Annotated in this window: 28 protein-coding genes; 11 read left to right on the top strand and 17 right to left on the bottom strand. The window is 72.0% G+C overall.

The features are described from left to right. Window positions 1-166: 166 nt before the first annotated feature. Window positions 167-1,615, top strand: coding sequence for an MFS transporter (locus Dfulv_RS24565; RefSeq protein ID WP_259867249.1), 1,449 nt, complete (start codon window positions 167-169; stop codon window positions 1,613-1,615). Between the two features lie 72 nt (window positions 1,616-1,687). Here Dfulv_RS24565 and Dfulv_RS24560 read toward each other — a convergent pair whose 3' ends face one another. From Dfulv_RS24560 to Dfulv_RS24545, 4 genes are read right to left on the bottom strand one after another with little or no spacing between them, the layout of a single operon-like run. Further along, a complete protein-coding gene (locus tag Dfulv_RS24560) occupies window positions 1,688-3,385 on the bottom strand; it encodes a glycoside hydrolase family 13 protein (RefSeq protein ID WP_259867247.1) in 1,698 nt (565 codons plus the stop codon). Continuing rightward, complete coding sequence (locus Dfulv_RS24555; RefSeq protein WP_259867245.1) at window positions 3,382-4,227, bottom strand: sugar ABC transporter permease; 846 nt, start codon at window positions 4,225-4,227, stop codon at window positions 3,382-3,384. Before Dfulv_RS24555 ends, Dfulv_RS24560 begins: the two co-directional genes overlap by 4 nt. Then, on the bottom strand, window positions 4,224-5,747 hold the full coding sequence (locus Dfulv_RS24550; RefSeq protein WP_259867243.1) for an ABC transporter permease subunit: 1,524 nt from the start codon (window positions 5,745-5,747) through the stop codon (window positions 4,224-4,226). Before Dfulv_RS24550 ends, Dfulv_RS24555 begins: the two co-directional genes overlap by 4 nt. Window positions 5,748-5,752: 5 nt before the next feature. After that, window positions 5,753-7,000, bottom strand: a complete 1,248-nt coding sequence (locus Dfulv_RS24545; protein WP_259867241.1) for a sugar ABC transporter substrate-binding protein — start codon at window positions 6,998-7,000, stop codon at window positions 5,753-5,755. Between the two features lie 198 nt (window positions 7,001-7,198). On the opposite strand from Dfulv_RS24545, the gene Dfulv_RS24540 reads away from it, so the two are divergent. The 4 genes from Dfulv_RS24540 to Dfulv_RS24525 all read left to right on the top strand — a co-directional run bounded on the left by Dfulv_RS24540 (window position 7,199) and on the right by Dfulv_RS24525 (window position 10,894). After that, window positions 7,199-8,209, top strand: a complete 1,011-nt coding sequence (locus tag Dfulv_RS24540) for a LacI family DNA-binding transcriptional regulator (RefSeq protein ID WP_259867917.1) — start codon at window positions 7,199-7,201, stop codon at window positions 8,207-8,209. Window positions 8,210-8,302: 93 nt separating this feature from the next. After that, window positions 8,303-9,883 carry a glycoside hydrolase family 13 protein gene (locus Dfulv_RS24535; protein WP_259867239.1) on the top strand — a complete coding sequence of 527 codons (1,581 nt, stop codon included), beginning with the start codon at window positions 8,303-8,305 and terminating at the stop codon, window positions 9,881-9,883. A 170-nt stretch (window positions 9,884-10,053) separates the two neighbouring features. Then, a complete protein-coding gene (locus Dfulv_RS24530; protein WP_259867237.1) occupies window positions 10,054-10,473 on the top strand; it encodes a helix-turn-helix transcriptional regulator in 420 nt (139 codons plus the stop codon). A gap of 10 nt (window positions 10,474-10,483) precedes the next feature. Next, window positions 10,484-10,894 (top strand): VOC family protein, encoded by a 411-nt coding sequence (locus tag Dfulv_RS24525; RefSeq protein ID WP_259867234.1) that lies wholly within the window; start codon window positions 10,484-10,486, stop codon window positions 10,892-10,894. Window positions 10,895-10,912: 18 nt separating this feature from the next. On the opposite strand, the gene Dfulv_RS24520 is transcribed toward Dfulv_RS24525, so the two are convergent. From Dfulv_RS24520 to Dfulv_RS24510, 3 genes are read right to left on the bottom strand one after another with little or no spacing between them, the layout of a single operon-like run. Next, window positions 10,913-11,440, bottom strand: coding sequence for a hypothetical protein (locus Dfulv_RS24520; protein WP_259867232.1), 528 nt, complete (start codon window positions 11,438-11,440; stop codon window positions 10,913-10,915). Next, the gene (locus Dfulv_RS24515) at window positions 11,440-12,192 is read right to left on the bottom strand and encodes an SDR family NAD(P)-dependent oxidoreductase (RefSeq protein ID WP_259867230.1); all 753 of its coding nucleotides are present in this window, start codon (window positions 12,190-12,192) and stop codon (window positions 11,440-11,442) included. Before Dfulv_RS24515 ends, Dfulv_RS24520 begins: the two co-directional genes overlap by 1 nt. Before the next feature lie 55 nt (window positions 12,193-12,247). Beyond that, the gene (locus tag Dfulv_RS24510; protein WP_259867228.1) at window positions 12,248-14,047 is read right to left on the bottom strand and encodes a BTAD domain-containing putative transcriptional regulator; all 1,800 of its coding nucleotides are present in this window, start codon (window positions 14,045-14,047) and stop codon (window positions 12,248-12,250) included. A 312-nt stretch (window positions 14,048-14,359) separates the two neighbouring features. Between Dfulv_RS24510 and Dfulv_RS24505 the strand changes: the two genes are divergently transcribed. The 4 genes from Dfulv_RS24505 to Dfulv_RS24490 all read left to right on the top strand — a co-directional run bounded on the left by Dfulv_RS24505 (window position 14,360) and on the right by Dfulv_RS24490 (window position 17,315). Further along, window positions 14,360-15,430, top strand: coding sequence for a hypothetical protein (locus Dfulv_RS24505; RefSeq protein ID WP_259867226.1), 1,071 nt, complete (start codon window positions 14,360-14,362; stop codon window positions 15,428-15,430). Between the two features lie 113 nt (window positions 15,431-15,543). Next, window positions 15,544-16,269 (top strand): HD domain-containing protein, encoded by a 726-nt coding sequence (locus tag Dfulv_RS24500; protein WP_259867908.1) that lies wholly within the window; start codon window positions 15,544-15,546, stop codon window positions 16,267-16,269. Between the two features lie 109 nt (window positions 16,270-16,378). Then, on the top strand, window positions 16,379-16,807 hold the full coding sequence (locus Dfulv_RS24495) for a DUF1810 domain-containing protein (RefSeq protein WP_259867224.1): 429 nt from the start codon (window positions 16,379-16,381) through the stop codon (window positions 16,805-16,807). Between the two features lie 154 nt (window positions 16,808-16,961). Then, the gene (locus tag Dfulv_RS24490) at window positions 16,962-17,315 is read left to right on the top strand and encodes a hypothetical protein (RefSeq protein WP_259867222.1); all 354 of its coding nucleotides are present in this window, start codon (window positions 16,962-16,964) and stop codon (window positions 17,313-17,315) included. A 35-nt stretch (window positions 17,316-17,350) separates the two neighbouring features. On the opposite strand, the gene Dfulv_RS24485 is transcribed toward Dfulv_RS24490, so the two are convergent. The 5 genes from Dfulv_RS24485 to Dfulv_RS24465 form a co-directional block, all read right to left on the bottom strand. Beyond that, window positions 17,351-18,025, bottom strand: coding sequence for a hypothetical protein (locus tag Dfulv_RS24485; RefSeq protein ID WP_259867219.1), 675 nt, complete (start codon window positions 18,023-18,025; stop codon window positions 17,351-17,353). Beyond that, window positions 18,022-18,801, bottom strand: a complete 780-nt coding sequence (locus Dfulv_RS24480; protein ID WP_259867216.1) for an arylamine N-acetyltransferase family protein — start codon at window positions 18,799-18,801, stop codon at window positions 18,022-18,024. Before Dfulv_RS24480 ends, Dfulv_RS24485 begins: the two co-directional genes overlap by 4 nt. A 173-nt stretch (window positions 18,802-18,974) precedes the next feature. After that, window positions 18,975-19,682, bottom strand: coding sequence for a laminin G domain-containing protein (locus Dfulv_RS24475; protein WP_259867214.1), 708 nt, complete (start codon window positions 19,680-19,682; stop codon window positions 18,975-18,977). Between the two features lie 17 nt (window positions 19,683-19,699). Next, complete coding sequence (locus tag Dfulv_RS24470; RefSeq protein ID WP_259867213.1) at window positions 19,700-19,888, bottom strand: hypothetical protein; 189 nt, start codon at window positions 19,886-19,888, stop codon at window positions 19,700-19,702. 42 nt (window positions 19,889-19,930) lie between these two features. Further along, window positions 19,931-20,392: a hypothetical protein gene (locus Dfulv_RS24465; RefSeq protein WP_259867211.1), complete on the bottom strand. Its 462-nt coding sequence runs from the start codon at window positions 20,390-20,392 to the stop codon at window positions 19,931-19,933. 247 nt (window positions 20,393-20,639) lie between these two features. On the opposite strand from Dfulv_RS24465, the gene Dfulv_RS24460 reads away from it, so the two are divergent. Then, window positions 20,640-20,930: an ArsR/SmtB family transcription factor gene (locus Dfulv_RS24460; RefSeq protein WP_259867209.1), complete on the top strand. Its 291-nt coding sequence runs from the start codon at window positions 20,640-20,642 to the stop codon at window positions 20,928-20,930. A 90-nt stretch (window positions 20,931-21,020) separates the two neighbouring features. Beyond that, window positions 21,021-21,869 (top strand): CG0192-related protein, encoded by an 849-nt coding sequence (locus Dfulv_RS24455; protein WP_259867207.1) that lies wholly within the window; start codon window positions 21,021-21,023, stop codon window positions 21,867-21,869. 47 nt (window positions 21,870-21,916) lie between these two features. Here Dfulv_RS24455 and lexA read toward each other — a convergent pair whose 3' ends face one another. Genes lexA through Dfulv_RS24430 form a run of 5 tightly spaced genes read right to left on the bottom strand, consistent with a single transcriptional unit; the run spans window position 21,917 to window position 26,579 of the window. Further along, window positions 21,917-22,681, bottom strand: coding sequence for a transcriptional repressor LexA (gene lexA / locus Dfulv_RS24450; RefSeq protein WP_406567983.1), 765 nt, complete (start codon window positions 22,679-22,681; stop codon window positions 21,917-21,919). Next, window positions 22,671-23,426 (bottom strand): phosphotransferase family protein, encoded by a 756-nt coding sequence (locus tag Dfulv_RS24445; protein ID WP_259867203.1) that lies wholly within the window; start codon window positions 23,424-23,426, stop codon window positions 22,671-22,673. The genes lexA and Dfulv_RS24445 overlap by 11 nt, the downstream gene beginning before the upstream one ends. A gap of 23 nt (window positions 23,427-23,449) precedes the next feature. Then, complete coding sequence (locus tag Dfulv_RS24440) at window positions 23,450-24,166, bottom strand: ABC transporter permease (RefSeq protein ID WP_259867201.1); 717 nt, start codon at window positions 24,164-24,166, stop codon at window positions 23,450-23,452. After that, window positions 24,163-25,674 (bottom strand): DUF1349 domain-containing protein, encoded by a 1,512-nt coding sequence (locus Dfulv_RS24435; protein WP_259867198.1) that lies wholly within the window; start codon window positions 25,672-25,674, stop codon window positions 24,163-24,165. The genes Dfulv_RS24440 and Dfulv_RS24435 overlap by 4 nt, the downstream gene beginning before the upstream one ends. After that, window positions 25,671-26,579 carry an ABC transporter ATP-binding protein gene (locus Dfulv_RS24430; RefSeq protein ID WP_259867195.1) on the bottom strand — a complete coding sequence of 303 codons (909 nt, stop codon included), beginning with the start codon at window positions 26,577-26,579 and terminating at the stop codon, window positions 25,671-25,673. The genes Dfulv_RS24435 and Dfulv_RS24430 overlap by 4 nt, the downstream gene beginning before the upstream one ends. Window positions 26,580-26,656 lie beyond the last annotated feature (77 nt).

Below are 26,656 nucleotides of genomic sequence, written 5' to 3'. Positions count from 1 at the left end.
CATCGGCACCTGTCCCACCGTCCGATGCCCCACCTCGCGGTCCTACGGTGCGACGGCACGGCGTCACGCTCGGCGACCCGCAGGCCCCGGCGGAATTCCCCCGGATTGCGGCACAGCCCACACTTTTCGCACCCTACCGGAGGCATACCTCCGGTAGGGTGGAGGCGTGCCTCAAGTTACCCGGACCTCGCACCGGCTCACCTTCGGCGTCCTGGCGGCCTCGGCGGGGGCGTTCTCGATGCTGCAGTCCCTCGTCAGCCCGGTCCTCCCGGTTATCCGGGAGGACCTGCACACCAGTGCGAGCACCGTCACCTGGGTGCTCACCGCCTGGCTGCTCGCCGCGGCCGTCGCCACGCCGCTCATGGGCCGGATCGGCGACATGATCGGCAAGGAGCGCACCCTGCTCGTCGCGCTCGCCGCGATCGCCCTGGGCTGCCTGGTCGCGGCCCTCGCCCCGAACGTCGGGGTGCTCATCGCGGCCCGGGTGATCCAGGGCCTCGGCGGCGCCGTCTTCCCGCTGTCCTTCGGCATCATCCGCGACGAGTTCCCGGCCGCCCGCATGGTGTCCGCCGTGGGCGCCATGTCCGCCGTCATCGCGGTCGGCGGCGGGACCGGCGTCGTCCTGGCCGGCCCGGTCGTCGCCGCGCTGGACTGGCGCTGGCTGTTCTGGATCCCGTTCGGTGTCGTCCTCGTGACCGCCGTCCTCACCTACCGGTATGTCCCGCAGTCGCCGGTGCGCACCGCCGGGCGGGTCAACTGGCTCGCGGCGGCGCTGCTGTCCGGCTGGCTGGTGGCACTGCTGCTGCCGCTGAGCAAGGCGAACTCGTGGGGCTGGACGTCGCCGGCGGTCGTCGGGCTGCTGGCCGCGGCCGTGGTGCTCCTCGCCGCCTGGGTGCTGGTCGAGGTCCGCTCCGACGGCGCCGAACGCGGCCCGCTCATCGACATGCGGATGATGCGCCTCGGCGCGGTCTGGACCACGAACCTCGTCGCGCTGCTGTTCGGCGCGAGCATGTTCGCCGTGTTCGCGTTCTTGCCGCAGTTCATGCAGGTGCCGGCCGGCACCGGCTACGGCTTCGGGGCCTCCGTCAGCGAGGCCGGCCTGCTGATGCTGCCCCTGCTCGTCACGATGGCGGTCGCCGGCGTGCTCAGCGGCCCCGCCGCCCGCTGGCTGAGCAGCCGCGCCCAGGTGCTCTGGGGCTCGGTCCTGGCGACCGTCGCCTGCGCGCTGCTGGCCTTCGAGCACGACCACCCGTGGCAGGTCGCCGTCGCGGCGGGAGTGCTCGGCGCGGGCGTCGGTCTCGCGTACGCGGCGATGACCAGCCTCATCGTGCACAGCGTCCCGGTCGAGCAGACCGGCGTGGCCAGCGGCATGAACGCCAACCTCCGCACCATCGGCGCCGCCATCGGCACCGCGGTGGTGAGCACGGTCGTGACGGGCCACCTGCGCCCCGACGGCCTCCCGCAGGAGTCCGGTTACACGACGGCCTTCGCGGTGCTGGCCGCGACGGCCGCCGTCGCGGTGGCCGTGGCCCTGCTGATCCCGTCGGCCCGCCGCACCCTCCGGACGGCGACCCTGCCGACGACGCCGCAGGAGCCGGAACTCGCGGTGCGGTGAGCGCAGGCTGCCGCGCAGCCCCGCCGGGACGGTCGCCCGGCGGGGCCGGCACGCGCCATACCAGGTCCTTCGCTAGGCCGGGACGGACCAGACCTGGAACGTCGGGCCGTCGCCGCGCAGGGCGTCCGGCACCGAGGCGCCGCCGTAGAGGTTCGTCGCGTCGGCCGGGAGGGGCAGCGGCACCGGGGCGCCAGGGGCCCGCGCGGCCAGGACCAGCATGCGGTCGTCCGCCGTCTCCCGCCAGAACACGATCCGGTCGGCGTCCACGTGCGCGAACCGCAGGCCGCCGTTGCGCAGCGCCGCGTGCTTGCGGCGCAGGGCCAGCAGGTCGCCGTACCACCGCAGCGGCGAAGCGCCCCACGGCACGGGGGTCCGGGACAGCTCGCCGTTCGTGCCGTGCAGGCCGAACTCGTCACCGGCGAAGAGCATCGGCACGCCGGGCAGGGTGGCGAGCAGGCCCATGGCGACCTCACTGCGGGCCGGGTCACCGGTCACGGTGTGGATACGGGCGGTGTCGTGGCTGCCGAGCAGGTTCCACGAGTGGGTCCAGGAGCGCCACGACATGGTGGCCATGACCGCGCGCATGGTCCGGACCACGGCGGTGCCGTCGCGGCGGGGGATGCCGCCGGGGACACCGATGAAGTCCGGCGGGTCGAACGACGGGCCGTGCAGCCACGTCCAGAGCGGGCGGAGGAAGCCGGCGTAGTTCATGGTGCCCTGCCAGCCGTCGACGTCGAGATCGCCGCCGGCGCCGTGGGCGTGCTCCGCGAGGAGGAGGGCGTCCGGGCGCACGGCGCGGATCTCGCGGGCGAGCAGGCGGGACACGGTGTGGGTGAGGTCGTCGGCGCCGCGCCGGCCGGTCATGTTGGCGACGTCGATCCGCCAGCCGTCGAGGTACCGCAGCCAGCGTTTGACCACCGAGTCCGGGGCGGTGACGAGACGCTCGCGCAGCCGCGGCGAGCCCCAGTTGAGCTTCGGCAGTGACGGGACGCCCATCCAGGTCTCGAAGCCGCCGTCCGGGGTGGTGTAGTACAGGTCGGGTTCGGCGAGCGGACCGGCGAACCACGGGTGGGTGTCGCCGGTGTGGTTGGTGGTGAGGTCGCCGATGAGGCGCATGCCGCGGGTGTGCAGGGCGTCGGCGAGGCGGCGCAGCGCCCGGTCGCCGCCGAGGAGCGGGTCGACGTGGTCGAAGCTCGCGGCGTCGTACCGGTGGTTGGAGCGGGCCGGGAAGAACGGGGTGAGGTAGACGGTGTCGGCGCCCAGGTCCTGGATGTGGTCGAGGTGGCGGGTGACGCCGTCGAGATCACCGCCGTACCACTGGGTGGACGAGTGGCGGACCGGCTCGTGCCAGTCCGCGGGCTCGGCCCAGTCGGGGGCCGGTGCCGAGCCGGCGCGGTCGAAGCGGTCGGGGAAGATCTGGTAGACGATGGCCTCGCGGGTCCACGGCGGCGGTGCCGGGTGGGTGACGAGGCGGAAGTCGGTGGCGTCGGGCACGTCGTGGCCGGCGCGGCCGGTGGCGGTGTACCAGTCGCCGTCGACGAGGAACCGGTAGCGGGTGACGGGGTTGCGCACGTGGACCGCCGCGCGCCACCAGATCTCGTTGCCGCGGGGCGACGGTACGGCTTCGGTGAAGCGGGGCTCGCCGTCCTCGACGGAGCGGACGTGGACGGACGTGGTGCCCGGCGCGGTCCGCAGCCATAAGTCCACTGTGGACCCGAGGCGGGGGTTCTGGTCGGGCACGTACAGCGCGGAGCCGTCGTGGTGGATCATCCTTTCACCGCCCCTGCCGTCAGGCCCGACACGATGTACCGCTGCAGTGTCTGGAACACCAGGACGGTCGGGATCGCCGTGAGGAGCGACCCGGCGCAGAACATGCCGAAGTTCGCGTTGCGTTGCCCGGCGATGAGCCCGTAGAGGCCGACGGCGAGGGTCTTCGAGCCGTCGCTGCGCAGGAACACGTTGGCCAGCAACACCTCGTTGATGGTGCTGATGAAGCCGAGCAGGGCGGTGACCGCGAGGATCGGGGCGACCAGCGGCAGCGTGACCCGGAAGAAGACCTGTGCGTGGGTGGCGCCGTCCATGACCGCCGACTCGTCGAGCTCGCGGGGGACGGTGTCGAGGAAGCCCTTCATGAGCCAGGTGTTCACGCCCAGGGCGCCGCCGAGGTACAGCAGCATGAGACCCCACGGGCTGTCCAGGCCGAACGCCGGGTAGAAGTCGCCGACCTCGGTGAAGATGAGGTAGATCGTGACGACGGCGAGGAACTGCGGGAACATCTGGATGAGCAGCAGCGCCATCAGGCCGACGCGGCGCCCGCGGAACCGCATGCGGGAGAACGCGTAGGCGGCCATGAGCGACAGGAAGACGCTGGCCGCGGCGGCGGTGCCGGCGATGAGGATCGAGTTGAGGTACCAGCGGGCGAACGCGGTCTTGCCGAACAGGTCGGCGAAGTTGCCGAGGCTCGCGCCGGTCGGCAGCAGCGACGTGGAGCTGAGCGAGCCGAGCGGGTTGACCGCGGCGGACACGACGAAGACGATCGGGAACAGTGAGAACGCCACGGCGAGTATGCCGACGAGGTGTCGCCAGCCGGTGTGGCGGAGCCAGAGCGTCATGCGTAGACCTCCTCCTGGCGGCGGCTGCGGCGGAAGCCGACGACCGAGATGATCGCGACGATCGCGAAGATGTAGACCGAGATCGCCGCGGCGAAGCCGAACTGGGCGCCGGAGGTGCCGAACGCGAGCCGGTACGTGTAGGTGATGAGCAGGTCGGTGGCGCCGACGCTGGAGTTGCCGGGCGGGAACGGGCCGCCCTCGGTGGTCAGGTAGATCGCGTTGAAGTTGTTGAAGTTGAACGCGAACGACGAGATGAGCAGCGGCGACAGCGCCACCAGCAGCAGCGGCAGCGTGATCCGGCGGAACCGCTGGCCGGCGGTCGCGCCGTCGACCGAGGCGGCCTCGCCCATCTCCTTCGGGATGGCCTGCAGCGCGCCGGTGGCGACGAGGAACATGTACGGGTAGCCCAGCCACAGCTGCACGAGGATGACCGCGAGCCGGGCGGTCCACGGTTCGCCGAACCAGTCGACGTGCAGCCCGAAGACCCGGTTGATCAGGCCGAAGTCCTGGTTGAACAGGTCCCGCCAGACGAGCAGCATGGCGAACGCCGGCATGGCGTAGGGCAGCACGAGCAGGATCCGGTACACGGTGCGCCCGCGCAGCCGGTCGGCGTTGAGGGCCAGGGCGCAGCCGAGGCCGAGCGCGAACGTGACGAGGACCGAGCCGACGGCGAAGCCGAGGTTCCACGCGAGGGTGGACAGGAACGGCCCGGAGATGCGCGTGTCGGTCAGGACGCGGGTGAAGTTGGTCAGGCCTACGTCGACCTTCCAGCCCTGCGCGAGGCGTTCGCCGTCGGCGGCGACGAAGCTGCCGCTGTCCGGATCGGCGACCCAGCGCCTGCCGGTGCCGCGGTCGGTGACGCAGTCGCAGGCCTTGTCGTAGAAGCGGGTGGCCCGGCCGTCGTAGGCGCGGGTGAGGCCGGACGCCCGGACGGCGCCGTCGGCGGTGGGCACGGTGAAGGCGAGGATCTCGTCGTTGCGCAGGCTCGCCTCGGCGAGGTTGAGCAGCGTGTACCCGTCGGCGGCGGTGATGCGCCCGTCGGTGACGGTGACCCGGCCCGGGTCGAGCGGGCGAAGCCCGTCCCGGGTGCCCGCGGACGGTGTGCCGTCACCGTCGACGAGCAGGAAGACGAGGCTGCCCTCGGCGTCCGCGACGCTCAGCGTGTACTCCGGGGAGCCGGGCACCTGCTGCACGGACGCGCTCTGGACGGCGACGATCGCGTCCTGCTTGCTGCCGCGGTGGCCGTCGCCGTAGTTCGAGAACGCCGTGGTGGCCGTGTAGAGCACGGGGACGACCTGGAACGCCAGGAGGAACAGCACCCCCGGGACGAGGTACTTCGCCGGGATCGAGACCGGCGTGAGGTACACGGCGAAGATCAGCCCGGTGACCACGACCAGGACGGCGAGCCATCCCCAGGCGTGTGCGTCGACGAGCGGGAACGCGGCGTAGACCGCCAATGCGAGGGCGAGCCCGAGCACCACGATCTTCACCAGGGTGCCCCGGGGGTGCGTGTTCGGCATCGGGACTACTTGTTGACCGCGTCGGTGATGGTCTTGGCTGCGGAGGTCAGCGCCGGCTGGGGGTCGGCGCCGCCGATGATGGCCGCCTCGGCCTTGCCGAACGGGTCCCACACCGCCGCCATGGCCGGGATGGCGGGCAGCGTCGCGCCGTTCTTGCCGGCGGCGAGCCACTTCTCGAGGTCGGGGTCGGAGCCCTTGACCTGGTCCATGGCGACGTTGAGGGCCGGCGGGCGCGGGTTGGCCTTGTACAGCGCCACCTGCAGGTCCGCCTTGGTCAGGTAGTTGGTGATGAACTCGTTGGCGAGGGCCTTGCTCTTGCCCTTGCTGGCCACGTAGAACGCCTGCACGCCGACGAACGGCTGGGCCGGCTTGCCTCCGGCGAACGCCGGGATCGGGGTGATCTCGTACTTGATGCCGGCCTTCTTGATGTCCGGGATTGCCCACGGGCCGGAGATCAGGAACGGGGCCTTCCCGCTGGTGAAGGTCGGGATGGCGTTGTCGCCGTTGATCGAGCGGGTCAGCGCGCCGGAGCCCTTCTCGCCCAGTGCGGCGATCTTCTTGAACGCCTCGACCGAACCGGGCTTGTCCAGACCGACGTCGGACGGGTCGTAGTCACCGTTGGGCTTGGTGCCGAAGAGGTACCCTCCGGCGCTGCTGAACAGCGGGTAGATGTGGTAGACGTCGCCGGTCTGGCCGACCTGCACCGACAGGATGTTGCCGACCTTGCCGGCGTCCTTCAGCGCCTTGCCGGCGGCGACGAGGTCCTCGATCGTGGCCGGGGCCGTGGGGGCGAGGTCGGTGTTGCGGATCAGCGCGGGGTTCTCGATCGCGTAGGGCACGCCGTAGAGCTGGCCGTTGAAGGTGACGGCCTTGAGCGCGATGTCGGCGAAGCCGGCCTTCTGCGCGTCGGTGAGCTGGATCGGGTCGATGGTGCCGTTCTGCACGAGGTTGCCGATCCAGTCGTGCGCGCCGACGACGATGTCCGGGCCCTTGCCGGCCTGGGCGGCGGTGACGAAGGTGGTCTGCTGGTCCTTCGAGATCGCCTGGACCTCGACGGTGACGCCGTTGGTCTTGCCGAACGTCTCGGCGAACGGCTTCAGGGCGGCGGCACGCTGGTCGTCGGCCCAGATGGTGAGGGTGCCGCCGGCCGGCTTCTGCGACTCGGACGCGGCGGGCGTGTCGCCCCCGCCGCAGGCGGCGGTGGCGAGGACTAATGCGGCGAGGGTGAACACACCCGCGATACGGATGCGCATCGAAGGGACTCCTGTTCAGCAGGCAGCGCGCGACCCGCAGGGCCGCGTGCCGCGTTGATGGAGGGTGCCCGGCGGTCGTGCAGGGGTGTCGATCGATTGCCGGTGGCTCGGAACCGTAGCAACAACTTGCATGGAATGAAAGAGCTTCCATCTCACTTTCAAAAACCGCCGTTCGCCGCTTACAGTCGTCGCATGGCCATGGACGCTCCACGAGCACGCCTCGCCGACATCGCCCGACAGGCGGAGGTCAGCGAGGCGACCGTCTCGCGGGTGCTCAACGACCGGCCCGGGGTCAGTGCGGACACCCGGCACGCCGTGCTCACCGCACTCGACGTGCTCGGTTACGAACGCCCCGAACGGCTCCGCAAACGCAGCGCAGGCCTCGTCGGCCTCGTCACGCCGGAGCTGGAGAACCCGATCTTTCCGCTGTTCGCGCAGGTCATCGAGTCGGCACTGTCCCGGCACGGCTACACGCCCGTGCTGTGCACCCAGACGCCCGGCGGCGTCACCGAGGACGAATACGTGGAGATGCTGCTGGACCGCTCGGTGGCCGGCATCATCTTCGTCTCCGGCCTGCACGCCGACTCCAGCGCCGACCACGACCGCTACCGCAAGCTCATCGACCGGCCGCTGCCGATCGTGCTGGTCACGGGCTACGTCGACGGGCTCGAGGCGCCGGGCATCTCCTGCGACGACTCCCGGGCGAGCGAGCTCGCGGTGGACCACCTCGCCTCGCTCGGGCACACCCGCATCGGCCTGATCAGCGGGCCGGAGCGGTATCTGCCGGTGCAGCGCAAGCTCGCCGGTTACCGGGCCGCGATGCGCCGGCACGGCCTGCCGGAGCAGGTCGAACTGTCGCTGTTCGGGGTCGAGGGCGGCCACGCGGCCGCCGACCGGCTGCTGGAACGCGGCGTCACCGGCCTCGTCTGCGGCTCCGACCTGATGGCGCTCGGCGCGGTGCGGGCCGCCCGGGCGCGCGGCCTGTCCGTGCCGGGCGACGTGTCGGTCGTCGGCTACGACGACTCACCGCTGATCGCGTTCACCGACCCGCCGCTGACGACGCTGCGCCAGCCGGTGCGGGCCATGTCCAACGCGGCGGCCCAGTCGCTCGTGGACGCGATCAACGGCCAGCCCAGCCCCCACTCGGAGTACCTCTTCGTGCCGGAGCTCGTGGTGCGCGGCTCGACGGGCATCGCCAGGCGCGACTGACACCGCTGCGACTCGTCGGCACCCCCGGGGTGGCGGTCCGGCGCGCCGTCCGCAGCGACAAATCCGAAATACCCCTTATCGGAGGACACTGCTGTGCCTGAAACCCCCTGGTGGCGTACCGCCGCCATCTACGAGATCTACGTCCGCAGTTTCGCCGACGCCAACGGCGACGGGATCGGCGACCTGGCCGGGCTGCGCGACCGTCTGCCGTACCTGCGCGACCTGGGCGTCGACGCGGTCTGGCTGACCCCGTTCTTCCGCTCCCCCATGGTCGACGGCGGTTACGACGTGTCCGACTACCGCGACGTCGACCCGACGCTCGGCACCCTCGCCGACTTCGACGCGATGCTGGCCCGCGCCCACGAACTGGGTCTCCGCGTGATCATCGACGTGGTGCCGAACCACACCTCCGCGCAGCACCCGTGGTTCGTGGAAGCGTTGCAAGATCTTCCAGGATCGCCGGCCCGCCAGCGGTATCACTTCCTCCCGCCGGCCGCGGACGGCGGCCCGCCGAACGACTGGGAGTCGGTCTTCGGCGGCCCGGCCTGGACCCAGGTGCCCGACGGTGAGTGGTACCTGCACCTGTTCGACCCGGCCCAGCCCGACCTCAACTGGGACAACGCCGACGTCCGGGTGGAGTTCGAGTCGGTACTGCGGTTCTGGCTCGACCGCGGCGTCGACGGCTTCCGCATCGACGTGGCGCACGGGATGGCCAAGCGCGCCGGGTACCCGCCGGTCGGCCGGACCGGCCAGATCGGCCTGCTGGGCAAGGACGAGCTGCCGTACTTCGACCAGGACGGCGTGCACGAGATCTACCGCGCCTGGCGCAAGATCCTCGACTCGTACCCGGGGCAGCGCATGGCGGTCGCCGAGGCGTGGGCGTCGACGCCGCAGCGGCTGGCCCGGTACGTGGCGCCCGACGAGCTGCACCAGGCGTTCAACTTCGACTTCCTCCAGGCGCCGTGGGACGACACCGCCGAGCTCAGGCGGGTCATCGACGCGTGCATCCACGCCGCGGACCCGGTCGGCGCGCCGACGACCTGGGTGCTGTCCAACCACGACGTGCAGCGGCACGTGACCCGCCTGGGCTCCCTGCAGCGGGCCACCGCAGCGGCGCTGCTCATGCTGGCGCTGCCCGGCTCCGTGTACCTCTACCAGGGCGAGGAGCTCGGCCTGCCCGAGGTGCTCGACCTGCCCGCCGAGGCCCGCCAGGACCCGGTCTGGTTCCGCTCCGGCGGCACCGACCCCGGCCGCGACGGCTGCCGGGTGCCGCTGCCGTGGTCGGCGGCGGCGCCGGCGTTCGGCTTCTCCCCCACCGGCGCGGCGTGGCTGCCCCAGCCGGCCTGGTCCGCGCTCGCGGCCGACACGCAGGCGGGCGATCCCGCGTCGACCCTGGAGCTGTACCGCGAGGCACTGCGCCTGCGCCGCACGTTCACCGGCCCGCTGCGGTGGCGGGAGAGCCCGCCGGGCGTCCTGGACTTCGAGCGCGACGGCCTGCGCTGCGTCGTGAACCTCTCCGGCACCCCGATCCCCCTCCCCACCTCCCGCGTTGATCAACTGCAAGATCAACGCGGGGAGGAGGCGTGGGTCTTCGGCAGCGGGGCGCTCGACGGGGACATGCTTCCCAACGACGCCACGGTGTGGATCATTGCAAGAAACGGCAGGACTTCCTAGACATTTCTGCTGGTCAACTGGCCTTACAGAAAGGCGTCCGGCGACTTTCTGCAAGGTCCTTGACTTCCCTTGCAGGAGCGCAGAGGCTTCAGTGTCTCCGGAGGACCTTGTGCGTGCACCCCGCGTCGCCGGAATCGTCGCGCCGACGGTCCGTGTGGGATGCTGGCGAGGTGACCCCGGAGGACCTCAAGCACCTGCGCCGGGCCCGCGACCTGATCGACCGGGAGTATGCGCGCCCGCTCGACGTGCCCGCGATGGCCCGCACCGCGCTGATGTCCCCGGCCCACTTCGCCCGGCAGTTCCGCACGGTCTACGGCGAGACCCCGTATTCCTACCTGATGACCCGGCGGATCGAGCGCGCCAAGGCGCTGCTGCGCCGGGGCGACCTGTCCGTCACCGAGGTCTGCATGGCGGTCGGCGCCACCTCGCTCGGCTCGTTCAGCACCCGGTTCACCGAGCTGGTCGGGGAGAGTCCGAGTGCATACCGCGCGCGCAACCACAGCGCGCTCGCGGTCGTCCCGGCGTGCTGGGTCAAGCTCGTCACCAGACCGAGCAGGAATAAAGAAGCACCGGTCAACCCGGCCCCGTAGCCTTCGAGGCATGGAGCTGACACTGCATTACACCTTCCTGGAGGTCGACGACCACGAGGCGGCGCTCGCGTTCTACCGCGACACGCTGGGCCTCGAGGTGCGCCAGGACGTCGCGATGGAGTCCGCGCGCTGGCTGACGGTGGGCCCGAAGGCCCAGCCCGAGCTCGGCATCGTCCTGCAGTCCGCCGGCGTGGGCCGGTCGCCGGAGGACGCACAGACGGTCAAGGCGCTGCTCGCGAAGGGGTCGCTGGGCGGCCTGGTCTTCGAGGCCGACGACGTGGACGCGCTGTTCGAGAAGGTGGCGGCGAGCGGGGCCGAGGTGCTCCAGGAGCCGATGGACCAGCCGTACGGGGTGCGGGACTGCGCGTTCCGCGACCCGGCCGGCAACATGCTGCGGTTCAACCAGCAGGCGAAGGGCTGATCCCGGCGGCCCGCGGCGTCACGAGGCGGTGAGCGGGGCGGGGACCGGGGCGCCGAGGTGGTTCAGCAGGACGGCGAGGTTGCGGTCCAGGGTCCTGCCGCACTCGGTGACGGTGGGCTTGCCGAAACTGGCGAACATCGTGCTCGGCTGGTCGATGACAAAGCGGGCCGCGCCGCCCGCCGTCCCGTGGATCGCGGCGCGCAGCGGGGCGTGGAGCAGGATCGCCGGTTCCTCGGCGTACATCCGTTCGGCGATCAGGTGGTTGCCCATCAGGTACTCCGTGCCGGGCACGTCGTGGCCGGCCAGCCGCATCAGCGGGCTCACGTCCATCCGCCAGTACCGGACGAAGCCGTACGGCGCGTTCGCACGGGTCGCCTCGCTGACGGTGGACCAGCCGGCGCCCTGCTGGATGAGCTGGACAACACGCTCGTCCAGCGGCGGGACCGCCTCCTCGTAGCGGGCGCGGAAGTCGTCGTACGACGCGTCGATGTCGACGGTGAGGCGGTGCACCTCGTGCGTGGCGACGGTCACCGGCGGCGTGCGCATCAGCGGCCGCCGGAGACCGTGATGTCGCTGCCGGTGATGTACGAGGCGGCCGGCGAGACCAGCCACGACACGGCGGCCGCGACCTCCTCGGGGCGGCCCATCCGGCCCAGCGGGGTCGCCTCCACGGCCGCCTCCGCACCCGGCCGGTGTGCCATCTCGGTTTCGACCAGGCCGGGCGAGACGCTGTTGACCCGGATGCCGTCGTCGGCGACCTCGTTGGCGAGGCCCTTCGTCAGGGTGACCAGGGCGCCCTTCGTCGCCGCGTACGGGACCAGGCCGGGCAGGCCGCCCGTGCGCGCCGCGATCGAGGCGATGTTGACGATGCAGCCACCGTCGCCGCCGCGGTGCGTCGACATCGCCTCGATCGCATGTTTGGCGCACAGCACCGGGCCGACGACGTTGGTCTGCATCAGGTGGGTGAGCTCGTTGGCGTCCCGGTCCTCGACCCGTGCCTCGGCGCCGGCCGTGCCGGCGTTGTTGACCAGCGCGGCGAGCGGCCCGAGCTCGTCCCGGGCGCGGCGGAACAGCTCCGCCACCTCGTCGGGCGAGGCGACGTCGGCGCGCACGGTGACGGCCCGCCCGCCGGACGCCTTGATCGCGGACGCGACCGACTCCGCGCCGCCGGCGTCCACGGCGTAGTTGACGATCACCGCGTAGCCGTCGTCGGCCATCCGCCGGGCGATCGCCGCGCCGATGCCACGGCTGGCGCCCGTGACGATCACCGTCCGTGGTGCCCGCTGCGCAGTCGTCATGTGCCCATCGTCGCCACGGCGGAGGCCGGCCACCCCGCACCGGCGGGGTGACCGCCTACCCGCCGGTGGCCGTCCCGTCGCCCGACTCGGCCGCGACCACGAGCTTGCGCAGCAGGTCCGCCAGGGTCTGCCGTTCTTCGGCGGTCAGGACCGACAGCAGCGCCGTCGCACCGCGCCCCTTGACGCTCGCGTGCCGCTCGAAGGCCGCGCTGCCCTCCGCCGTGAGGCGCACCTCCACCCGGCGCCGGTCGGGCCCGAGCTGCCGGCGGGCGCTCCGGCCGGCCCGCTCGATCGGGGCGAGCCGCGCGGACAGGGCGCCGCGGGTGCGGCCGAGCAGGTCGGCGAGCGGCGAGGGGCGGCTGTTCTTGCTGCGGTTCTCGGCGAGTGACGCTCGCAACGTGAAGGCCCGCACGGCGGCCTGGGCCAGGAGCAGGGGCACACCGAGGGAGTCGGTGACGACACGCTCGACCCACGGCGTCGCCTCAGCGACCGTGTCACCGCCCAGGCGTTTGGCGAAAAGAGCAATCGCCTCCTCGTGCGGCATGCCGGACAGACGGACCGGCTGCGCCCCTTCGTGTACCGACAGTTCGTGAAGTCCGGCCCGGCTCGTGACGACGACGGCGCAGCCGTCGGAGCCCGGCAACAGAGGCCGCACCTGGTCGACGCTTCCGACGTCGTCCAGCACGAGCAGCACGCGCTGACCTGCCAGAGCGGAGCGATAGTGTGCGGCTTGCGCCGCAAGGTCCGGCGCGCGAGCGTCTTGCGGAACTCCCAGACTGCTGAGCAACGCCTTCAACCCGAGTTCGGGCGTGATCGGTGGGCCGGCAGGGTTCGAACCGCGTAGATCAAGGAACATCTGTCCATCTGGGAACCGGTCAAGGTTGTCATGGGCCCATCGCAGCCCCAGCCAGGTCTTGCCGATGCCCGCGGGCCCGGTGATCACCACGATTGGGCAACTGCCGGCCACCCCGGAATCCAGTAGGACGCGCGTGAGTTGCTCGAGAGGTTTCGCGCGTCCGACGAACACCGCCGGCGCCGTCGGCAGTTGGCGGACGGTCGCCTTGGGGATGGTCGCACGGCCGAACAGCAACGGATCGGCGGAAAGTATGCGCTTGTACAGCTCCTGAAGTGACGGGCCCGGGTCGGTGCCGAGTTCTTTGACGAGCGCTCGACGTAGCTTCTCGTACCGATTCAGCGCTTCGGACTGCCGGCCGGCCCGGTAGAGCACCATGAGCAGCTGCCCGGCCACCCGCTCGTCGAACGGGTACCGCTCGGCGTATCCAATGAGCTGTGGGAGCAGATTGGCGTGCCGGCCCAAACGCAGCGCGCTTTCGTTGCGGTCGAGGAACACGCCCAGACGTTCCTCGGCCAACTGCCCCCTCAGGACGTCCAACCAGGGCGCGTCGATGCCGGCGAACGCCTCACCGCGCCATTCGTCCAGCGCCAGGTCGAACAGACGCAGGCTTTCGCCGTCGCTGACGGTGCGGGCGTGGTTCGCGTTGCGGCGGAACCGGGCAAGATCGAAATGAGCCGCCGCAACGGTCAGCCGGTATCCGCCCGGTTGGTGATCCACCGTGACGGCGTCTGCTGCGCGCAGCAGACGCCTGAGCCGACTGATGTATGAGTGGAGGGCGTCACGCGGACGTTGTGGTCGAGATTCCCACCAGACGCGCTCGATGAGTTCGTCGACGGAGACGAACGAATTGGCGTTCGCGGCCAACGCCGCGATGACGACCTGCTGCCGAGGATGGCCGAGATGGACCATTCGTCCGCCGGAAGCGACTTCCAGCTTGCCGAGGACGCACACATCCATCTTTTGCACTTCATGAGCGATCGCGTCGTCGAAACCGACCATCGGTGCATCCTCACTCTCGATGCCGTCGAGGTCGATCTCATCAGCCGGGGCGAGACCGTCGGCACATACGCCGCACACGTGGTTGACGCGGGCTCGACCTGCTGATGCATGGCCGGTGAAGGAATTCCGAAGGGTCGTGGATCGATCCTGTCGACCATGGACACGAACGAGGAGGACCGGACAGACGTGCGACGTCGAAGTGACGGTTCGGCATCAAAAGGCCGCGGACGCTGCTCGGCGAGCCGGCTATTTGCCCGACGCGGGCGTGGACGGCTGACGACACGGCGACTGGCCGCCTTCCGGAGGACAGCCATGCTGCAGCTGGTTGCCCTCTTGGCGACCACGATTCCCGTACTGCTGGTCTCCGCGGGTCCGGCGTCGGCCGGCAGTGGCTGCCCGAGACACGACGGGTCCAGCCGCTGCTACGCCCGAGGCGTGCTCAATCAGTACGACAACCTGCATGCGATCGGCGCCGACCTCTACGTCAACTGCCTGCACGTCGAAGATCGCCGCCGGGACTTCATCAACCTGGAGATGTGGCTCCGGACACAGGTCAACACGTCGATACCCGCGTGGGTCGAAATCGGCATGACGGCAGGAACGTTGACCTACAGCCCGGGCAAGGAGCAGGGTTTCATCTGGTTCTGGGCCGACAACGTCGGTGCCGCCTACTACGAGCACTACATCGGCCCGGCGTACGTTCGGACGTGGACGAACGTCAGCTTCTACTGGGAGGGAAACGGCTGGTGGGGCGTCTACAACGGCGGCCGGCGTGTGGGCGGGTCCTCCGTCGGCGCATACCCGGGTGTGGCGTCCATCGGCGCCGAGGCGACGACAGATCGCGTCGCGCTGGACGGTTCTGCGCGTAACTGGATGTACCGGGACCGTGTTCAAGGCATCTGGGGGACTGTCTCACCGAACCGCTCGATCGAAGGCGACCCACTCGTCCTGAACGCCAGCGTCGGATCCGGCTCCGTCGCCGCCTGGACACCACGGTGGGCATGCGGCGGTCCTCCGCCCAGTTCCGCGACTGAGACGGACGCGTCACTGCCTGGCACCGCCCGGGAAGCGCTTCCGGCTGTCGCTCGACGCCTTGCCGGGGTCGCCGGTGACGCCGCACCAGGTGCGATGCGTTTTGTCCAAAGCACCCGCCGGGAGGCAGCCCGCTCGGTCATGTCCGCCGAGGTGGACACGGACGAGCCGGTCTACGTCGTCGAGGTCGACGGCACCTTCTCACGGCGCGCGCTGCAGGGCACGACGTCGGTCACCGGAACGAAGCTGATCGCGGTCGTCGAGGCGAACACCGGCCGAGTTCTGGACTGGGGCACCACCAAAGCCGCGAGCTCGCTCTCCAAGCTCGGCGCCCCGGTTGCCCTGTCATGAGGCGGCGCTCCGCTTCGGCCGTGACGCCGATGACTGATTGACACAGAGCCGTTGCAGGCCGCGACGGTCGGCCTGCAACGCTTCGCCTTGCGGAGATCCGCTATACGTTGATGATGGATTTCCCGTCGTACCTCGCCACGATGCCGATGCACGCGATCACGGAGATCTACGGGGAGGCCGGGCTCCGCGAACGGTTCCGCCTGGAGATCCAGCGCTTCGACGAGGCGTCCCGGCAGCGCCTCGGCGACGCGTTCACGCTCGCGGCCGACCTGCACCGCGACGACCGGCGGGTCCGCGAGCCGTACCTCAACCACCTGCTGCGGGTCGCGATCCGCATCATGCACCACTACGAGGTCGACGACGTCGACGTCATCGCCGCCGGGCTGCTGCACGACTCGGTGGAGGACCACCCGGAGGAGCTGGCGGGCCGGCCGGGCGCCCCCGCCGGCGCGGCCGTCGCCGTCCTGGCCACCCGGTTCGGCGCCCGCACCGCCCGGCTCGTCGAGGCGGTGACCAACCCGGAGTACGACCCCGGCCGGGACAAGAACGCGCAGTACCGCGAACACGTGCAGGAGAGCCTCGACCGGGAGCCGTGGGCGCGGGTCATCAAGGTCTCCGACTTCACCGACAACGGCGTCGGCGTCATCCACACCACCGGGCCGAAGGTGGCGACGTCGGCGGCGAAGTACCGGCCGCTGGTCCCGGTATTTCGGGAGCTCGTCGGCCGGCCGGACACACCGCTGTCCCGGCTGGTGAAGCAGCACATCTTCCACCAGCTCGACCTGGCCGAGGAGCGGTTCGCGGCGATCCTCGGGCCGGTCCCGGACCGGGCCGGTTGATCCCGTGCCCGAGCTCGACGACGACCCGGTGACCGCGCCGGCGGAGCGGATCGCGGATGGTCCAGCGGGCCGCCGATGATGGCGGAGCCGCCCGACGTAGGGTCGGGTCATGGACGATCCGTACCAGCTGTCCCGGTTCGTCGACGCTCAGGACGGCGTCTACCCGCAGGTCGTCGCCGAGCTGCGGCGGGGCCGGAAGAGCAGCCACTGGATGTGGTTCGTGTTCCCGCAGATCGCCGGGCTCGGGCGCAGCGCGACCGCGCGGCGCTACGCCATCGCGTCGCTCGACGAGGCCCGCGCGTATCTGCGGCATCCGGTGCTCGGCCCGCGCCTCGTGGAGTGCGCCGGGCTGCTGCTCGCCGACACCGAGCACACCGCCGGGCAGATCCTGGGCGGCATCGACGCGATGAAGCTGGGCTCCTCGATGACGCTGTTCCACCGGGCGCAGCCGGACCAGCCGGTGTTCCGGCGCGTGCTGGACCGCTTCTTCGACGGTGCCGAGGATGACGGGACACTGCAGCGGCTGGACATGCGCTAAGGTCTCCGCTGCCGCATCGAAGATCATGCGGCAGTCACGAGGGGAAAAGAGCATGTCCGTTCCCATGGCTCCGGCTGGCCTCCGCCCTCCCGCCGCGGGTGAGTGTCAGTTCTGCGGCTCGCATCCGGCGGTCCGCGTCACGTTCCAGTCGATCATGAGCATCTTGATCTTCTACGTCATGTCGTTCAACCGGGGCTGGATGTGCCGCTCCTGTGGGCTGGCGACGTTCCGGCGCCGGGCCAATCGGACGCTGCTGGGCGGGTGGTGGGGCGTCGCTGCGCTCGGCATCCCGGTCGTGCTGCTCATCGACCGGATCCGGCTGCGCAAGGTGCTGCGGCTGGCCCCGCCGCAACCGACCCCGGGCGTCGCCGCCGAGTTGCCGGCGCCGCTCGACCCGGGCCAGCCGGTGCTGCTGCGGCCCGGCGCGATCGTGGCCGGCGCGGTGCTGGCGCTCATCCTGCTGATCGTGGCGCTCGGGGTGTGGGCCGCGGACGCCCCGGTCGAGTGACCGTCACGGTCCCGGCGCCGCGCGGCGCCGGGCCGTCAGGGTTCGCCGAGCAGCTTGACAGTGATCGCGCGCAGGGCGCGGTCGACCTGTTCGCGGTCGTAGCCGCGGCCGGCGACCGGCAGGCGGGCCTCGTCGATGCTCGCCCGCACCGCGGGACGGTCGTGCTCGCCGCCCGGCAGGAGGGCGTCGCCGGCGCGGCGCAGCAGCGCGTCGACGTGGCCCCGCTCGTACCCCCGCAGCACGATGCGGAAGTCGGGCAGCGCGAGGCGGGTCCGGCGCTCCCGGGGCGCGTCGGTGAAGCGGGCGCCGCCGTGGCGTTCCAGCACCTCCGCCACCTCGGCCCGCGACTCCCGCACGTCGTCGAGCTTCAGCACGACACGCTCGTCGCCGTCGGTGGTCACCAGGCGGACGTACGGACCGCCCGGGCCGCTGACCGGCTCGTCGAGCGCGACCGAGACGACCTCCGGCCAGGGCACCGTGCCGCCCGTCAGGGTCAGGCCCTCGGCGCCGACGCCGAACCGGAACGGCCGGAACTCCTCGCGGACCAGCCCGGCGCCGAGCAGCACGGCCAGCCCGCCGAAGATCGCGTAGAAGACGGTGCTCAGGGTGTTGGCGGCGTTCCACGCGCAGAACAGGCCGACGAGGCCCGCCAGGGCGACCAGCACGCCGAGCGCCAGCGACCGGCGGTTGCGGTGCAGCTCCAGGCTCACCGGTCCACCACCGGCAGGCGGTCCAGGACGATGCCGAATTCCGAGTCGTACGCGCTGAGCGCCTCCTCGGTGGACAGCACCCGCTCGCTGCGCGTCTCCCCGTCGGTGGTGATGAGCGTGGTGCCGCTCAACGTGACGCGGCCGCCGGACGCGGTGAGGCGCGAGCAGGTGAGCGACCGCGGGAAGTGCGACGCCGGCGACGTCTGGTGCCACCAGCACGTCGGGACGAAGTCGGAGAGGTCGTACGGCCGCTGGTCGAGCCGGTACTCCCAGCCGCTCTCGCCGCGCACGTCGAGGTCCGGCGGCCCGGCGGCGCCCGGGTGCTCGACGACCTCGAACACGCCGCCGGGGTCGGACTGCGGGCCACGCGCGTCGAGGCGCAGCGGATGGTGGCAGAACCGGCCGAACCCGACGTCGACGAGCCAGGGAGCGTCGAGCTCGACCCGCAGCGCCAGGTGGTCGAACGGCGCGCTGAACCGCCCGCCGCCCCAGACCCGCGCCGAGTGCAGCGTCACCCGGTAGCCGAGCGCCCGCAGCAGCGCACCGAACGCGCCGTTGAGCTCGTAGCAGAACCCGCCGCGGCGCCGGTCGACGATCTTGTCGAGCAGCGCCGCCTCCTCGAGCACGACCGGCTCGCCGAGGTGGATGCTGAGATTCTCGAACGGCACGGCGCCGAGGTGCGCCCGCTGCAGCCGCCGTAGAGCGTCGAGGTCGGGCCGGGCGGGCCGGTCCACACCGATCCGCTCCAGGTAGGCATCCGCCCGGGTGTCGTCCACGACGACACCCTATGCACCTGGCGGCGCCCTGGCACCATCGACGGCACGGGTCGGATACGACGGCCGGCGGCCGCAGGTGGTGTGGTGGCCGCCGCCCTGCTCGTCACCGAGACCGCGCACGGGCCCGGCCACCCGGCGGGACGGGCCGTCCGCGAGCGGCTTCCCCTCGCCGGTCAGCCCGCCTCGATGGCGATGTAGTCGAGGTCGCCGAAGTAGTAGTCGCAGCCGACGTCGATCTGGTCGCAGCTGGTCTTGCCGCCGATGGAGACCGGCCAGGAGTTGGCTATGGCGCCGGTACGGCCGGCACGGCGCGCCACCGTCTGGCCGTCGACGGCGAGCGTCAGGCCCGACGCGGTGCGCTCGCACCGGACCGTGTGCCAGCGACCGTCGTTGATGGCCCGCGGCGCGGTCACGATGACCGAGCCCGACGAGCCGCGGAACAGGCACTGGACCTTGCCGCTGGGGATCTGGAGCTTGAAGTTGCCGCCGGCGACGGTCGCCTGGCCCTTCTGGACGAGGTTGCCGAACTTGCCCGTCGTGCGCAGCCGCAGGGTCACCGCGTAGTCGCGCGTGCCGGGGTCGAGGGCCGCGTTGTCGGGCACGGTCACCAGGTGCCGCGGGTGCGGCGGCGGGGTGTCCGGTGCCAGGCGGCTGAAGTGGTACCCCGTCGCGCCGCCGGTCCGCACGCCGGTGACGATCTCGCCGCCGACAGCGCCGTGCAGCCCGCGGCCGCCGCTGTCCACCATCGTCCGCGCGCCGGCGGACTCGTTCATCTGCCACACGGCGACCGTGTTCCGCGCCGCGGCACCGGCCGTCGTCGCCGTTCCCGCCACCACCGCCGCCACCGTCGAGACGACGACAAACGAACGACCACCGCGCATGGGGTCCCCCAAGATACTCAGCGCCCACTCCGGACGAAACGATCGTAATCGCCCATACCGGGATACATGGCATTGATCGGCGAGGTCCGCGGCGTGTCCGACCGGCGGACCGCCTGCCGGGCGAGGCCGCGGTGCGCGGCGCTGCCGGGCGAGGCCGCGCAGGTGCGGTCCGCCGCCGTCGCCGAGCCGCGCTCCGCCTGCGTCATCTGCCCGAGGCGACCGCGGCGCGCTTCCTGCGGACGCGGCCGTCAGCCCCCCGCGCCAGACGCTGCCGCCTGCGCGTTCCACATCGCGACGGCCACGCCGAGCACGAAGATCTGCACCGGCAGCGGCAGCCCGGGCAGGTCGGCGGTGACGTCGCCGCGCCAGACGCTGGTGCAGCGCACCGAGCCGACCCGGCGGCCGTCGGTGACCAGCTCCTGCTCGCTGCCGAACACCGAGGCGCGCTGGAAGTGGTGCACCCGGCCGCCGGCCTCGACGGTCCAGCGCTTGCGGCCGACGCGCTCGGCCCGGGCGAGCTGCGCGCCGCTGCCGTCGACCATGGTGAACCGGCTCCCCCAGGCGTTGCCGCGCACCTCGTAACGCCGGCCGTCGAGGGTGAAGTCGCCGCCGTTGTTCCAGAACGCGCCGTCCCACGTGGTCACCGGGCGGCCGTCGGCGACGACCTCGTAGCGGCTCCGCCAGACACTGGTCTTCCTGGCCTGCAGCATGCCGCAAGCGTATCCGCGGCGGACAACCCGTCGTCAGAACGAGATCCGCGGCCGGTGCCGGACGGGTCCTCGATCGCCGCGCCGTCGTCCCACTCGTCCTCGGGCACCGCGAAGTGACGCAGCCGCTGCTCCCAGCTGTCGAACCCGGCCGACGGAGCCGCCGGGACGTAGTCGAGGGCGAGGCACCGGAACGGCGCGAGTCTGCCCACCTTGATAGGCAAGCGACTACTTGCATATAATCGATGCCGTGGAGAACGGTGACGTGTTCAAGGCGATCGCCGACCCGACCCGCCGGAAGATCCTCGACGAGCTGACCGAGCGCGACGGTCAGACCCTGTTCGAGATCTGCTCACGCCTGACCATGAAGCACCGGATCACCTCGTCACGGCAGGCGATCTCGCAGCACCTGGAGCTGCTGGAGGCCGCCGGGCTGGTCGTGTCGCGGCGGGAAGGGCGCTACAAGTTCCATTCCGTCAACCCCGCACCGCTCGAGCAGATCGTCGAGCGGTGGCTCAACCGCCCGGCCAAGGAGTCGTGATGAGCATCAACCTCATGGGTCCGAAGTGCTGGGCCTCGTTCGTGGTGGAGGACGAGTTGCCGCGCGGCTAGGCACCGGAGGGAGGCCGCCGTGCCGGAGCGGGTGGAGCTGCACGGCCCGGCGCGGCTGTCGTGTCTGCACGGCGGCGCGGGCGGCGAACCTGTCGTGCTGCTGCACGGCCTGGCGGGCAGCGCGGCCGAACTGCTGCCGACCGCTTCGGCGCTGCTCCCCCGGCCCCGGCTTCGCGAGCACTCGCCGATCGAGGCGGGCGGCGGCGCCCCTAGGATGCACCACATGGCGTTGCTGCACCGGGCTGAGCTGACTCCCTCGAAGCTGGAACTGCTGGCAGGCTGGCTGCCCGCCCAGGGTTGGCACGGTGACCGCGACGCCGGCGCCCTGGCCCGTGTGGCGGCGTACCGCTTCGACGACCCCGCCGGCGAGGTGGGCATCGAGGCCATGCTGGTGAGCGCCGGCGACGGCGCGGTCTTCCAGGTCCCGCTCACGTATCGCGGCGCCCCGCTCGCCGCCGCCGAGGCGTGGCTCATCGGCACGACGGACCATTCGGTGCTGGGCAAGCGCTGGGTGTATGACGCCTGCGGCGACTCCCTCTACGCCACCGTCCTCGCGAGCGCGATCCTGGGCGACACCCGCCAAGCGGTGGAGTATCTCGAGGTAGACGGCCAGCTGCAGCAGCGCGCGGCCAGTATGACGGTCACCGCCCCCGGCGGCCCCGGCCTGGCCGCCGGGGCTGTCCGCCGAGTCGTCGACGGCGATCCGACGCTGATCGAAACCGACACGGTGACCCTGGCCGTGGTGCGCGCCCTGGACCTGGCCGGCGGCGCAGCGGCGCCTGCCGGACCGTCGGGCCGGGCAAGCCTGACGGGCACCTGGGCGGACCAGCCGACACCGGTGCCGCTGGCGTACGCCTCGCCACGCTGACACCCCGATCCGCTCGCCCGGGAAGACCACCGCCCCGCAGTGGCGTGTCACATGCGGCGCAGGACGCACACCACCTTGCCGAGGACGACCGCGCCATCGGCGGGGATCACGTCATACGCCGGGTTGCGCGGCACCAGCTCCACGTGGCCGTCGCGGGTGCGGTACACCTTCACGGTCGCCTCGCCGTCGAGCATCGCCGCCACGATGTCGCCGTTCTCGGCGACCGACTGCTGCCGCACGACCACGAGGTCGCCGTCGCAGATGGCGGCCTCGATCATCGAATCACCCTTGACGCGCAGCGCGAACAACGTGCCGTGACCGACCAGGGTGGACGGCAGCGTGAGGTCGTCGTCGACGACCTGCTCGGCGAGGATCGGCCCACCGGCGGCGATCGTGCCGACGACCGGCACCCGCACACCCGCATCGCGTCCACCGGCGTGCGTGCCGCCGGGTCCGGTGCCGTGCCCGGCGCCGCGAACGTCGACCGCTCGCGGTCCGCGTGCCGCCCGGCGCAGCAGTCCCTGCCGCTCGAGGGCCTTGAGGTGGTGGGCCACGGACGAGGTGGACCCGAGCCCGACGGCCGCACCGATCTCCCGCACGGTGGGCGGATAACCGTGCTCGTCGATCCAACTGCGGATCATCGCGAGGATGCGCTGCTGACGGCCGCTGATGCCGCTGTCCGACGTCGCCATTGCCGCAGCATACAGCACATTTCGATCACCTGTACGAATCACGCTGGATCGAGTGATCCGGCGGGATGATGGGCCGGAACCGGTCCACGCCGGCCGCCGGCCGGGTCGGCTACGGCACATCGAGCGCCCGCCGCAGCACGTCCGCGTTGCGGGCCGTCCACTCGTGCGCGGCGCGCACCTCGTCCGCGGCGCCCTGGTCGCGCAGGCAGATCATCGCCGGTTCGCCCGCGTCCGCGGCGGCCTCGATCCCGCGCCAGCACCGCTCCTGCCACCACAGGATCGCGTCGACCAACTCGGCGCGGTCGTCACCGCCATACGCATCAGCGACCACCCGCACCAGCCGGCCCGCCTCCGCAGCGTCGGGCAGATCGGGGCCGAGGCCGACATACTGCCAGCAGACGTGCGCGAGATCGTGCACCCGCCGCCCAGGTGCGGCGATGTCCCAGTCGATGAACGCGACCGGCCGCAGCCCGGCGCCGTGATCCCGGTACACGGTGTTCTTCGGCGACAGGTCGTTGTGGCAGACCACCTCGTCGTCGCCGGCCAGGGCCGTGCCCTCGGTCAGGTCGTGGAACCGGCGGACCAGCCGCGCCACGCCGGCCAGGCTCTCCACGGACCGGACCTCGGCCGGCTGCCGCCCGTGCTGCCAGGGCACGTGACCGTCGATGAAGCTCAGCATGTCACGGCCCTGCGGGTCGGCGCCGAGGAACCGGGGCGCGCCGGACCACTCCAGCCGCGTGAAGTGGTCCAGCAGGCGGCGGACGAAGGCGGCGTCGCGGGGCGGCGGCTTCCGCACGGTGTCCCCGACGCGGACGGGGCCGCTGACGAACCCGCCCCGCAACGGCTGCTCGATCATCGACGTCATCCCTTCACGATGTGGGCGCCCCGTCATGCGTCACGCCGGGCGAACAGCACGCCACCGACCAGGAGTGTGCCGAGGGCCCACAGGGCAAGGACGCCGAGTCCTTTCCACGGGCCGATGACAGGCTCGCCGGTGGTGGCCTGGACCGCCAGGCCGGCGGTCGCCGGGCCGAACCGCCGCAGCCGATCCTGCCACTCCGGGTCGGTGACCACGGTCGTGACGATCGGCAGCGCATACAGCAGGCCGAGGACGACCCCGATCGCGGCCGCCGGGCTGCGGACCGCGGTGGTGACGCCGAGGCTCAGCAGGCCGACGAGGACCAGATACAGCACCGAACCGGCGGCCGGCCGCAGCACGAACGTGTGCGCAGGCAGCAGCGTGCGGCTCACGACGACCGCACCGGCGACGGCGACCACCGAGGCGGCCGCGACCGCGCCGGCCGTAACCGCCGCCTTGGCCGCCAGGACCCTGGCACGGCGCGGCAGGGCGGTGAGCGTGACCCGGACCATGCCGGTGCTGTGCTCGTTGCCCATCACCAGGACGGCGAGGATCGCCACGACCGCCTGGCCCAGCTGGACGCCGGTGAGGCTCAGCCGCGGCAGGTCCGCGCCGCAGCCCGGCCCGTCGCAGGCGGACGCGGCGGCGCTCACCCCGATGGTCGCCACGACGACGGCGACGAGCAGCGCGAAGGTGCCGGGAGCGGTGCGCAGCTTGGTCCACTCCGCGTGCAGTGCGGACCTCATGCGTTCCTCCGGCGCAGCATGACCGCCGCCGCGGTGAGCGCGAGCACGGCCCATCCGGCGAGGACGGCGAACCCGGCCCACGGCGCGAGCGGGAAGTATCCGTCGGCGGGCGTGTAGAGGTTCGCCACCTGCGGATACTCGGGCGCCGCCTGCTGGAGCGCGAACGCCGCAGCCGGGCTGACCCGCAGCAGCCACCGCGCGGCGTCGGCGGGCAGGACGGTCATGGCGAGCACATACGGCATGACGATGACAACAACGGCCGTGGTGACGGCGATGACGCCGCGGCGCAGCAGCGCGCCGAGTCCGAGCGCCAGGACCGCGGCCACGGCGAGCAGCGCGGCGGTGCCGGCCACGACCCGCAGCTCGGTCGCCGTCGACGCCGGGTGGACGTGGACGCCGTTGGCGCGCAGCACGCGCTGGCCGATGGAGACCACGACGGCCGCGGCGGCAAGCCCGCTGAAAAACGTGACGACGCCGACGACGGCAGCCTTCGCGGCCAGGACCCGCAGCCGGCTCGGCGCCGCCGAGAACGTCGTCCTGATGAGCCCGCGACGATACTCCGCGGTGACGAACACGGCGCCGAGGACGACCACGACGATGAGGCCGCCGAACGTGCCGACGAGCGTCTGCGTGACCGTCGCGCCGATGCCGCCCGCGCCGGGCACTGCCGGTGCGATGTCGCCGGAGCCGGTCACCTGGACCACGTCGCCGTTGTGCGTGACGCCTTCGCCGTCCGCCGCCGGGCCGTTGCCCGGCCCGCCGATGCGGTCGTCCCGCCACGCCGTCCCGGACCAGCCGCCGGCCAGACCGACGTGGTCGAAGGTGCCGGTCGCCTCGCTGGGCCCGCCCATGGCGCCGGACAGCAACCCGTCGTCGACCGCCTCCGTGTACTGCGGCGAGGTCACGAACAGCCCGGCCTCCACGGTCGCCGGCAGCCCGGCGAGGCGGACGCTGCCGACCGCGGTCCACGTGGTCCCGTCCGCGGACTCGGCGGCGGTGACGGTGGCGCCGGCTCGGGTGAGGCGCAGCCAGCGGGGAGCGTCGGCGGTGACACCGCCCGGTCTCCCGGCGCGGTCGTGGACGTAGTCGTGCTGCAGCCGCACACCGTGGCCGCCGGTGACCATCACCGCCGCGTAACTGGAGCCCTGCCCGGTGCCGTCCTTGACGATGAGACCGGCCTTGGCCCACGGCACGACGCCCGGCCGCGACCGGTCCGGCTCGCTGCCCGGCAGCCGGCCGGTGAGCGCCGCGACCCGCACGGTGATGCTGCCGTCGCCGGTGAGCGGCCGGTGCACGAACGTGAAGCTGTCGCTGACCTCTTCGCCGCCGGGCCCGACCGGCAGCACGCACTCCGACCCTGGGCCGTTGCGCCCGCACGAGCCCTGCAGGCCCGGTAGGAGCCCGAGCGCCACGACGACACCGGCGGCGGCGACGGCCGCGGCGACCCAGCCGCGGACGGTCCGGAACTTGGTCCACTCGGACCGCAGGCATCTCCAGAACCCGGTCATCGGACCTCCTCCGCGCGGTAGTCGACGGCGTCGCGGGTGAGCTCCAGGTATGCGTCCTCCAGCGACGCGCGGTACGCGGTCACCTCGGAGAACGGCACCTGGTGCCGGTTGAGCACGGCGACGACCGTCTCGGCGGGCAGGCCGCTGACGGTCAGCGTGCCGTCGGTGCCGGGCGTGACCGATGCACCGGCCTCGGTCAGCACCGCCGCGGCGCCCGCCGACGAGGAACGCAGCGTGATCCGGCCGTCCGACGCGGCCGCCAGCAGCTCGGCGACGCTCGCGTCGGCGATGACGCGCCCGCGCCCGGCCACGACGACATGATCCGCGGTGTCCTGCAGCTCGCTCATGAGGTGACTGGAGACCAGGACGGCGCGGCCCTCGGCGGCGAGGGCCCGCAGGAAGCGGCGCATCCAGATGATGCCCTCGGGGTCCATGCCGTTGAACGGCTCGTCGAGCATGAGCGCCGGCGGATCGCCGAGCAGTGCGGCGGCGATCCCGAGCCGCTGCCGCATGCCGAGCGAGAACCCGCCGGCACGGCGCCGGGCGGCGGCGCTCAGGCCGGCCTGAGTGAGGACCTCGTCGACGCGGCGCGCGCCGAGGCCCTGGGAGTGCGCGAGCCACAGGAGGTGGTTGCGGGCGGTGCGGCCGGGCTGCAGAGCGGCGGCATCGAGGAGTGAGCCGAGGTGTCGCAGCGGGTCACTGAGTGTGCGGTACGGCCTTCCGCCGACCAGGGCCTCACCTGCGTCGGCGGCGTCGAGGCCGAGCACGATCCGCATGGTGGTGGACTTGCCGGCACCGTTGGGGCCGACGAATCCGGTCACCTGCCCTGGCCGGACGGTGAAGGTCATCCCGTCGAGGGCGGTCGTCGCGCCGAACCGCTTCCGGAGTCCGTTCACGGAAATCATGGGTCCGGTTCTACGCGGGCGGCGGTGTCAGCACGGTGCCGGCGGATGACACCTGGCTGTCACCGGCGGCCTGGCAT

The sequence above is a fragment of the Dactylosporangium fulvum genome (genome assembly GCF_025137375.1).
GTDB classification, from domain to species: domain Bacteria; phylum Actinomycetota; class Actinomycetes; order Mycobacteriales; family Micromonosporaceae; genus Dactylosporangium; species Dactylosporangium fulvum.
This window is presented reverse-complemented; position numbering and strand designations above follow the sequence as displayed.